This is a genomic window from Ruminococcus turbiniformis (assembly GCF_020687545.1).
GTDB lineage: Bacteria > Bacillota > Clostridia > Lachnospirales > Lachnospiraceae > Mediterraneibacter > Mediterraneibacter turbiniformis.
On sequence record NZ_JAJEQX010000066.1, the window covers coordinates 1 to 4,759 of the forward strand.

Consider the following 4,759-nt stretch of genomic DNA (forward strand, 5'->3'; position numbering starts at 1 on the left):
ACATGAAGCATACCACCTTTCAAAAACTATTTTTAGTATAACTCGTGAAAGGCAAAAAAGCTTGCATTTACTGTAAAATATTAAATTTTCAAGATTCTATTTCTAAGGCTTTTGACCCCGACATCATGACATTGAAGTAGCAAGAATCGTAACGAAATACCATGCAATCGCAAGTCCGAGAGCCCCGAGAAGGATGCTGCCAATACTTTTTCTCGGAATATTCGCCTCTTCAGCAGCCTGAGGGATTGTGTCAAATCCGCCGAGAAAAAGCGCGCACATCAGACAGATGGAAACTACTCCGGAAAATCCGTCAGTAAATTTAGGCTCCAGATTTGAAGTGTCTCCCTTAACAAATGCCGCAATGGCAAATACAATGACAATAACAACCATGATGATAACGCTTATGTTATTAAATTTTGACAGTGTATTCATTCCTCTGAGGGTGATAAAAAACATAAATACCGCAACAATAAGCGCAACTGCGAGTGAACCGAAAGAGACATCATATCCTGCAACAGAGTAAAGGATCATGTTGCCTTCTACCGGAAACAGAAAATCTACAGCGGCTACTGTGGCAAGCCCTTCCCAGGCTGTCATGGCCGTATAACCGAGACACATCATCCATGCGGCAAAGAAACTCATCCGGGGACCGAAGGCTCTCCAAGTATAGTTCATTACACCGCCTGCTTTTGGCATTGCGGCTGTCAGCTCACAGAAAGCCAGTCCGATAAAGCACATCATAACGCCGACGACGGCAAACGCTACACAGGCGCCGACAGAACCGGCAGAAGTGATCCATACTTTTCCCATGGAAAGCCAGCCCCACCCTATAATTGCTCCGAAGCCAAGCGCGAGAAGATCGCGCTTGCGCAAAGATTTTTGTAATTTTGTATTATTCTCAGTTTCTCTCATTTCTTTTCTCCCGAAGAATATTCTTCTAAATTGTTTTTAAAGCATCTTTTAACTGCTCAAGAGCCTGCTCTAATATCATCCGAGGACATGCAATGTTCATGCGCATGAAACCTTCACCGTCCTGTCCGAACCAATATCCGCTGTCAAGGGAGAGCCGTGCTTTTTTCAGCATAAATTCTTCCAGCTGTTTGGCAGATAATCCCAGTTTCCTGCAGTCTATCCACAGGAGATATGTTCCCTGAGGATGTTTGAATTCCAGAGGCTGCAGGTAATGTTCAAAGTATTTTTGACAGAAACGGATATTGGCTTCAAGATATTCAAGAAGCTGCTCAAGGTATTCTTCTCCTTCGCGGTAAGCTGCTTTGTATGCTTCCAGGCCAAATACATTACAGAACTGAAGGGAGTTCATATTTATCACTTTTTCAAAGGCCTTGCGCATCTCCGTGTTTTCACAGATGACAGAGGATGTCTGCAGTCCCGCAAGGTTAAATGTTTTGCTGGGTGAAATTCCTGTGGCAGTTATATTGGAAATGTCGCTGGAAAGGGAAGCAATCGGAATATGCTTCTGACCTTTATAGACAAGGTCAGAGTGTATTTCATCCGAAAAAATAAGTACATTATTTTCAAGGCAGATTTGTGCCATTTCTTCCAGCTCACCGCGGGTATATACGCGCCCGACAGGATTATGCGGATTACAGAAAATCAGCAGCCTGACGTCGTTTTCTTTTATTTTTCTGCGCATATCATCCAGATCCATAGTGTAGTGGCCTTCTGAAAGTTTTAATGGATTGTCCACTACCTTTCGGGAACAGGAGATAATTGTATTCCTAAAAGGATAATAAACAGGACTTTGGATCATAACCGCTTCTCCGGGAGCTGTGTATGCCTGTATTGACGCACTGATAGCAGGGACAATGCCCGGACAGAATGTGACCCAGTCCGTGTCTGTTTCCCATCCATGGCGGAGCTTCATCCAACGCGTAGTGAGTTCTGCAAATTCAGGATCACGCCAGACATATCCCATTACCGGATGCTCCAGCCTTTTTTTAAGACTGCGCATGATTGGTTCTGCGACAGGAAAATCCATATCTGCAACCCACATGGGAATCACTTCACCTGTTTGGTATGATTTTTCGCTGTCCCATTTACTGCAGGACGTTCCGATACGACGTATGGTGTGGCCAAAATTATATTTCACTTTTGCTGCCTCCTAAATTTCTATAATTTCCCGCGGACAATCTGTAAATTTTTCATATCCGGTCTCTGTAATTACGACTGTATCTTCAATATTAAGGCCTCCGAGATTCGGATTATAATAGGGCAATTCAATGGACAGAACCATTCCCGGAGTGAATACTTCCTGAGAAGATGGAGAAATATAGGGCCATTCTTCAGCGAATACGTTGCATCCGATTGAATGCCCGACAAAACCTCTCAGATAATTTGGAATACCGTTTTCCCTGACAGCCTCCTGCGCTTTTTTGAAAACATCGGCCATCGGTACGCCGGGTCCTATCATTGACATAACGGTTTCGTATCCGGCAACTTCCGCCGCATAGATCTTTTTTGCACGGTCAGAAGGCTTTCCGATACAGAACAGGCGGGCAAAATCTGTAAGATATCCCATATAAGTAATACCGCCGTCATACCGTATCAGATCTCCTTCTTTGCTTGGCCGGTCTATGCCGAAGAAAGACGGAGAAAAATGAGTTCCGTAGGCATTCATGTCGATATAATCAGTGACGTACACACTGTTTTCATAACTTTTCCGTGTCATCAGATTTAAATATTCTGCCTGAGTCATCCCGACTCTGTATTCATGTTTCATAAAATCATAGAGTGTTTTTTCACTCATCTGGGCAGCTTCTCTTAGAACAGATATCTCCCAGTCTGTCTTAACGGCTCTTACTCTGTTAAGAAGATCGCTGCAGTCCGTAATCGTGGCCTCGCCGGCGTGGTCTTTAAGAAAGTTCATGGGAGTGACCGTCATATGATTCATCTGGATTCCGATTTTTGCGTTAGGCCTGCCGCTGCATATTATTTCAAGTGCTCTTGCGAAGCCTGCATTGCTGTCGGGCTTTTCGGGTTTAGACGAAACCATGCTCTCAAGCTCATCAATAAATACAGGGGAATTAATCGTTTCGATTTTGATGTCTTTACAGTACACCAACGGAGACTGCATTTCAAATTCGCTTAGTATCAGAATACATTCTCCCTTTGCCGGAACTACGGCCATTGTGTTACCGGGAACGCCTGCCAGGTATTGAAATTTGCTTGCGTATCCGGTGGCGTAATAAATAGCGCCGAAGTCCGTAAGCAGAAGACCGTCAAAACCTTGTTTTTCCATTTCTTTCTGCAGCTTGGCCTGAATTTCCTTTTGATTGCGGTCTCTTAAGTTTGTCATTTGAATCCTCCTTTCAGCAGCCTTTTACTGCTATAAATAATGTGTTAACTTACTTAACTATATGATAACGCGAACGGTTTAATATGTCAAGTAACTTAACAAACATATACGGATGAATTATTACATTATGATTGATTCATAAGGAAAAAAATGTAATAATAAAAAGGGGTAAAATATGATGAAACGTATAGAATTATTTACACATTTAATGGATGATCTGTTTGCATTCGGCCAGGTTTCTGAGATGAACCAGAATCTTCCGAGAACATATGGCACGGATGATGTCCTGTATATGGCGGAAGTCCATATGATAAGGGATATTGCTGCCTATGAGGGAATCACTGTTACAGAGCTTGCCCGGCTAAATCAGAAGAGTAAAAGCGCAGTCTCTCAGTTGGTTGATAAACTGGTTCAGAAAGGTCTTATTGAAAAGAAAAAGCATCCCGAAGGAAATCGCAGAATAGCGCTGTATATCACTGAAAAGGGAAAGACCGTAAATAATTATCATAGCAGGCTGGACCGAAGAGAGTACGAAAAAGTGCTGACCAAGCTTAACGATTATACGGATGAAGATTTGCAGAAGATTATTGATTTTATACATATAGTCTCTTCCGGAAATGAAAAAGCAATCCGCAGTAAAAAACGAAAAAGTAAAAAAGTTTAATTTATTGCGGCACACATTTGGCAGAGCAGAAAAATACAGCCATAATATCCCCGCACTTGTTGTGCCGGCAATTGATGGCTGCAGATTATTGCGGGAATTTGACATCAGCGGACTGATTGTAATTCGTGCAGTGCGCGTATAAATTCCAGATCCTCTTTTTTAAGTTTCATATTTGTGACGAGAGTTTTTCCTTCGGGAGATGTGACTGAAATTTCAACCACACTTCCTTCCTTAAGTACCTCCCTGTTTACAGCCTCCAGAAACGGCTGTAAGCGCGGATGGTTATTCTGAAAAATTTCCAGATGTTTCTTTAAAGCCTGAAGACGGGCAATCTGTGATAAATTCATAGTATTTAATCTCCTTTTAATTTTATACCTATTATATGATTCCCTGCCGCGAAAATAAAGAACTGGTATCTGATTTGACAGGTAAAATTTGTAATAAAAAGGCAAAAAACGGGGATAAAATGTTTCTTCATCCGGCGTTATGTGGGGAAAAAAGTGAAAACACAGGATAAATGCAGGATATGAAACACAATTCTACAGGTTTTTTGCCTCCTTTCCGGGTTCTATAATGAGCATAAATGACAGAAAAGGATCGGAAAATAGTCCGGTCCCAAAATGATGTTAGCGTCGGGCGATTTTCGCCATTCGGGGATGCGGACGAAATCCTGGACCAAATGAGGTCATTAATAGGAGGAGGTCACGCACATGTATTCCTACGAAGACAGGTTAAGAGCCGTAAAGCTCTATATCCAATACGAGAAGAGTTATGCATCA

5 protein-coding genes are annotated in these 4,759 nt (G+C 42.3%); 1 reads left to right on the forward strand and 4 read right to left on the reverse strand.

The window, feature by feature from the left end; translation table 11 throughout:
- Window positions 1-123: 123 nt before the first annotated feature.
- Genes LKD70_RS18130 through LKD70_RS18140 form a run of 3 tightly spaced genes read right to left on the reverse strand, consistent with a single transcriptional unit; the run spans window position 124 to window position 3,316 of the window.
- Window positions 124-912, reverse strand: coding sequence for an APC family permease (locus tag LKD70_RS18130; protein ID WP_227709261.1), 789 nt, complete (start codon window positions 910-912; stop codon window positions 124-126).
- Window positions 913-937: 25 nt separating this feature from the next.
- Window positions 938-2,110, reverse strand: a complete 1,173-nt coding sequence (locus LKD70_RS18135) for a MalY/PatB family protein (protein WP_227709262.1) — start codon at window positions 2,108-2,110, stop codon at window positions 938-940.
- A gap of 12 nt (window positions 2,111-2,122) precedes the next feature.
- Entirely contained in the window at window positions 2,123-3,316 is a 1,194-nt protein-coding gene (locus tag LKD70_RS18140; protein ID WP_227709263.1) for a M24 family metallopeptidase, read from the reverse strand.
- 175 nt (window positions 3,317-3,491) lie between these two features.
- Here LKD70_RS18140 and LKD70_RS18145 point away from each other — a divergent pair, with 175 nt between their 5' ends.
- Window positions 3,492-3,980: a MarR family winged helix-turn-helix transcriptional regulator gene (locus tag LKD70_RS18145; RefSeq protein WP_227709264.1), complete on the forward strand. Its 489-nt coding sequence runs from the start codon at window positions 3,492-3,494 to the stop codon at window positions 3,978-3,980.
- Between the two features lie 104 nt (window positions 3,981-4,084).
- On the opposite strand, the gene LKD70_RS18150 is transcribed toward LKD70_RS18145, so the two are convergent.
- A complete protein-coding gene (locus tag LKD70_RS18150; protein WP_227709265.1) occupies window positions 4,085-4,327 on the reverse strand; it encodes a hypothetical protein in 243 nt (80 codons plus the stop codon).
- Window positions 4,328-4,759: the final 432 nt, after the last annotated feature.